Consider the following 5,332-nt stretch of genomic DNA (forward strand, 5'->3'; position numbering starts at 1 on the left):
ACAGCGACAATTGTGGCAACTTACTTCTTGATAACATTTCATTCGAGGAATTATGATGTAAACCTTTTACTTCTCCTAATTATTTAAGTGAAATAACAGATTTAACCCACTACCGAAAATCTAACCATTTATCATCTTTTGGAAAAACGCCAACAACGCCTTGGTCAAATATGGCGTTTTTCATTAATGACGCAGATATTCGACCAGATGTCACCATAGGAATGGCAAGGCCGCTACGAAAATAATAGGCAGAATTTTGTAAACGTGCCTTTTTATCTTTATCGTAAAAATTAACAGCTTCATTGCTCCAGTTAATAGCATGTCCAGTTTCAGAGAAGGGTTCTCGATGCCCTCCTCTAATTAAAGGCACGTAATGTTTTTCGTTATTTAATCCTTCTTTTTTTTCTTTTGAAGACAAGTTAGATACAAATACTTTATCGTTCCACTGAATTGGATGCCCATTAATTCTACTAGGTGGCTTCTCTTCATCGTAAGCACAGAATCTATTATTATCGCCCGTGTATATTCCAGTTTTACATTCGGTTAAATCGCCTAGCGGTTTTGTGTCACAAGTAAATTTAATTTTCTTCTTATGGTCTGGATGTATCCAGCCATACTCAATATTTTGTAGAAATTCTGTGCCAGATATAGTGGCAACGTTTTTGAAAATATCATGAGTAATCGGTTCTTGTGATTTTGTTGCATCAACCCATATAACTTGATTGTTGTTATCCATATTTCCTTTTATGCCAGCAATAATACATAGGTTTCCATAGCCAAAGTTTACTGTTTCAAATCTTTTTGATTTGAATTGTATGATATGGGTTAGCTGTGTTTCATGTGCTAAAAATTTCCGTAAGGATTTATGATTTGTGCTGGTCAAGAATGTATCGGGTACAATAAAAACATAGCGACCTAAATTTTTTAGCAAAAATATACCGAAGTGCATAAATAATCCGTAAGACTCACGGGCATAAATACTTGGATATTTCTTCTTAATTTCTTTTCTATATTCTACTGAAAATTTCAGGCCATAAGGTGGATTACATATTGTTGCATCATATTTTTTATTCTGGAAATTTTCTTTGGGTAGACTATCAGAAACAAACTGATCTATAAAATCTGAATGAATCGTTTTAACCCATGCAGGAAAAACATTATTGAGGATATTGATGTGTTTAGAATCTATATCTATAGCGGTAACTTCTTTTGGAATTCCATTCAGGCCTCTAATGAAAGAGCCTTCCCCCGCACAAGGTTCTAAAATTTCTTGTCCATGGACATTTCCCAAAAGATCAAGCATTAGCAAACGTATTTCTTCTGCATCTGTGTAAAACGCTTGGAAATTATCTTCTGCATAAATTTTGGCTTTGTTGGCAACAATCATATGGTTTTTTCCATCTTAAGTAAGGTACTTAAAGTCATCTTAAGTGTTTATTCTGTCGTTTGCAACTATTTTATTTTCTTATCTTAAGTATCTTCAAATTTACAATTCGACTTCATTATTATGACTCTAAATACCCTTGCCCCCTGCCCTATTCAGCCGCCTTTTTAGGCGGTGTTTTTGTGGTTCTCTTTGGTGCTGGTTTAGTTGCAGCCTTGGCAATCTCCACAAGTTCCCCTTGCAGCTTGGCATAATCGGCTTTAAGGCTGATTAATTGATGATCTTTTTCGGTTAGCTGTGCAACATAACCCGCATTTTCTGCCGTAATTTTAACCGCTTTTTCTTGCGCTGCATCGAGGTTTTTTTGCATTTCCAACGCTTTTATATTCGCTTGCTCTAATTCACGCTCTAGCCTTGAGACCTCCCCCGCATATTCTGACAGTTCCACCTTTGCCTTGGTTATGGCCTCCCCTGTTTCATGCTGGATACGTTCGACAGATTCCCCCGCCAGAGTAGACGCAGCCGCCCAAATATCAAAAGCGGCTTTGTGCATGGCATTGGTAACACTTTCAGGCATTTGCATTAATGGTGCAATATGCGCTGCCTGTTCTTCCTTCCAAGCCTTGACCATAGCCCCCACAGTAGAGAAAGAACCGCCTGTAATGGATATAACTGCGTTTACAGTCACGTTTTTACTATCAGCCTGTAATTGTTCACATGCAGCATTAACTGTCGCTTGTGTCACCTTGCTTTTGCGTTCCATGATTTCACCAGTAATATAGTAGTAGTAATATTACTACAAACTACTACAAATAAATAGGATTATTTTCCTTATATTAGCATTAAAAACAACAAAAGCATGCTTTCATGTTTATATATTTAATGATAAAAGAAATAATAAATATTTTTTATCATTAGTATTGTTTTTATTATTTTTATTTGTTATAGTGTTTTTAATGATTTTAATGATTTTAATATCTTTAATGTTTCATATAGGAGTAATGAAAATGATAATTTCATTCTTAGGGCAAAAAGGCGGGACAGGGAAAAGCTCTGTAGCGCGAGCGGTTGCTGTTGAGTTTGTCCGTAGTGGTTGGAGTGTCCATGTTGCAGACATGGACACCATACAAAAAACTGTTTTCAATTGGGCGGGGCGTAGGAGTGATGCAGAGTTAGAGCCAGCTTTAGAGGTTGCTTTATATCGAGAGCCAAAAGCCGCATTAAAAGCCGCTGATATATCAGATTTATTAGTTATTGATGGTAAGGCTTTTGCTGATGCTCATCTTTTAACCGTTGCAAAGGCTTCGGATTTAATCGTAATCCCCGTGGGTGTGAATGCTGATGATTTAGAGCCGACTTTAAACCTAGCTACCGAGTTAATTAACAAAGGGATTTCCCGCACGTCTATGTTGTTTGTAGTTGATAAAGTTCCTGATAACGGAGAGCGCGAAGCAATGGACACACGCCAGACTATAAAGAATTGGGCGTTTAACGTATCACAGGGGTATATACCCTTTAAAACAGCATATAGTCAGGCAATGGACACGGGGCGGACTTTGAACGAAACCAAATATAAGGGGCTGAATGAAAAGACAGATAAAATTATTCAGCAAATTGTTGATGCAGCAATCAATACGCAAGATAAAAAATCAAAAAGGAGTAAGTAAAAATGGCTAAAATCGCACCACCAACCGAAAAGAAAACACCAGTTAAGCGGGTAGTAAAAAAAGCTAGCGAAATGAAAAGCAACAAAGCCACAGGGCAAACGCCACCCGATGCCATAATACCTTTACAAATAAAAATCCCTGAAACGGTAAAAAATGAATTTAAGGCTATGGCTTCAATTAGAGGGCAATCAATGAACGCTTTATTTTTAGAAATGTTTGCAGAGTATAAGGAATCTCATTAGTAGTATTTATTATGCAGTTAGTATTAATATTGCAATCATGCTTTTATTGTTATCATGTAATATGCATTTATAATATTACTATTGTTTGATGTATTTGTATTAATTTTTTGCTGAAAATTTTTAAGGCTCAATGAACCGAAAACGAACCACTCAAAAGGAGGTCATAGCATGATTGAATTTTCAAAGGCATGTGTTACGCAGCTTGAAATAAAGGACGCTGTACTTATACCTTATTATGATGGAAGCAACCCGCGATATTTTGATAAAGGGAAAAAGTTTGGCAAGGGGAAAAAGAAAATGGCAGACACCAAGAAGAAATCAGCTAAAAAGAAAGCTGTAGAAAAGGTAATAAAAAAACCGCCAAGTAAGGCTATTAAAAGCGTTCAAATGGATTTGTTTAGCCAGTTTATAACAAATGATCTTGAAAGCGTTTCAAATACGGTTGAACTTTGGGAGAGTATACCCAAGTATTTTTTTACCCCTGCACAAGTTGAGAAGTTACGCACACCAACAGGCCATGCAGACCCCTATGAGCAGCCTTACACCTTTAAGGATATAGATTGTACTATAACCATTCACCCCGCTTTAATAAAGCAGGAGAACGGCGGCTATAAGGCATTTTTCCCAAGTGTGACTGAGGAACTTATAGAAGAAGCACTTAAAAAAATTCTTACTGATCAAAATTACGGAATACATGACCCCACGAAGTCTGAAACATGGGTAAAATTCACCTTGTATATGGTTCAAAAGGAACTCAAGAAACGCGGTAAAACCCGCAACCTTAACGAAATAAAACAAGCCATACAAGTTATGAGTCTTTGCATGTTGACGCTTTCTAAAGGCAAAAAAAAGTTATGGAGAGGGGCAATACTGCAAGACCTTGTGACGGTTGACCGCGAGGAATATATAGAAGATACAGGAGCGTTACACGCCGCCCGATTACCGCTTTTTATATCCCATGCAATCGACAAACTAGAATATCGGCAGTTTAATATTGACCGTCTTATGAGTTTAAACACCCAGCTTTCTAGGTGGCTTTATAAAAGATTTGTGCATCATTACAAATACGCAAGCATGACAGAAACCCATCATTTTATGTTTTCGTTCGTAAAAAATTCAAGCCGTTTTCTCGAAGGCAAAACCGAACGCAACAATCGCAAAAAAATGATTGATGCACTAAACGAACTCAAAAGAAAAGGCGTTTTAATGTTCCATGAAGTGCAGGAAATTAAGGAAGGCCGAAAAATCGTAGATGTAAAATATACGGTGACGGCTTCACTTGATTTTTGTAGCGAACAAAAAGCCGCTAGTGCCGCAAAGAAAAAACGGGAAGCTATCCTTGTGGATAAGTCAAAATAAACATATAGGTATGCCGTGCAGTTAAAAAATTATTTTTAATATAATTAATTGAAATATAAAGATATTTTTACTTGTCAAAATCCCCTATCCTTTCCTTTATTTAACCTTTTATATTTAACCTTGTAAAAGTGCCTTGTGGATAAATTAAAGCAATTTTAAAAATCTGCGTTTATCATCGTTCCCAAAATATCCAAAAAAAGAAAGCCGAGCGCATGAAGCAAATGGATTTAATCGACTGGCTGGACGGTAAGCGGGTAATCAGACAATTACCGCCGACCCAATCGACACAGCACCGCCTTTTCATCATCAAGCAGTTAAAGCCCATCATGCGAGAACTTGAAGCCTTGGAACTGTCAGCCCTCACAATTTCCGAAGCAATGGCACATTATCAAAATATCTACCAAGAAAAAGCACAGCATAGGCGCGCCATGCTACCTCACGAAATTCCGGGACTCCTGTCGCCGTAATTCGTTCACCTACGCAGCGAATAGGAGATGCTCCAGCCGCCCTGCGTCCGCCACAGACTGAGCACAAAGCAGCTCAGTCATGGCTACCACAAATGGCTCTACGGCTATTCGGGATAAAATTTTAGCCTCCCTCGCGCGCTATCGCGCACTTCGGATTGGCAAATTTCCCTGCGCCTTCTGGAGACTATCATCCCGTCCGGGGCTGACAGCGAG

Annotated in this window: 6 protein-coding genes; 3 read left to right on the forward strand and 3 right to left on the reverse strand. The window is 38.0% G+C overall.

What is annotated here, in order from left to right:
* Nucleotides 1–109: 109 nt before the first annotated feature.
* Both CDZ78_RS15240 and CDZ78_RS15245 read right to left on the reverse strand, forming a co-directional pair.
* Complete coding sequence (locus CDZ78_RS15240; protein ID WP_087870770.1) at nt 110–1,387, reverse strand: Eco57I restriction-modification methylase domain-containing protein; 1,278 nt, start codon at nt 1,385–1,387, stop codon at nt 110–112.
* 148 nt (nt 1,388–1,535) lie between these two features.
* Nucleotides 1,536–2,147: a DNA-binding protein gene (locus CDZ78_RS15245; RefSeq protein WP_087870771.1), complete on the reverse strand. Its 612-nt coding sequence runs from the start codon at nt 2,145–2,147 to the stop codon at nt 1,536–1,538.
* A gap of 238 nt (nt 2,148–2,385) precedes the next feature.
* Between CDZ78_RS15245 and CDZ78_RS15250 the strand changes: the two genes are divergently transcribed.
* From CDZ78_RS15250 to CDZ78_RS15260, 3 genes are all read left to right on the forward strand, one after another.
* Nucleotides 2,386–3,051 carry a nucleotide-binding protein gene (locus CDZ78_RS15250; protein WP_167374332.1) on the forward strand — a complete coding sequence of 222 codons (666 nt, stop codon included), beginning with the start codon at nt 2,386–2,388 and terminating at the stop codon, nt 3,049–3,051.
* Nucleotides 3,052–3,053: 2 nt separating this feature from the next.
* Nucleotides 3,054–3,293: a hypothetical protein gene (locus CDZ78_RS15255; RefSeq protein WP_087870773.1), complete on the forward strand. Its 240-nt coding sequence runs from the start codon at nt 3,054–3,056 to the stop codon at nt 3,291–3,293.
* 168 nt (nt 3,294–3,461) lie between these two features.
* Nucleotides 3,462–4,652, forward strand: a complete 1,191-nt coding sequence (locus CDZ78_RS15260) for a hypothetical protein (RefSeq protein WP_230990912.1) — start codon at nt 3,462–3,464, stop codon at nt 4,650–4,652.
* Nucleotides 4,653–5,012: 360 nt separating this feature from the next.
* Here the strand turns inward: CDZ78_RS15260 and CDZ78_RS22145 are convergent, their stop codons facing one another.
* A complete protein-coding gene (locus tag CDZ78_RS22145; protein WP_167374333.1) occupies nt 5,013–5,186 on the reverse strand; it encodes a hypothetical protein in 174 nt (57 codons plus the stop codon).
* Between the last annotated feature and the right edge of the window lie 146 nt (nt 5,187–5,332).

It is taken from the genome of Bathymodiolus platifrons methanotrophic gill symbiont (assembly GCF_002189065.1).
Taxonomy (GTDB): Bacteria; Pseudomonadota; Gammaproteobacteria; order Methylococcales; family Methylomonadaceae; genus Methyloprofundus.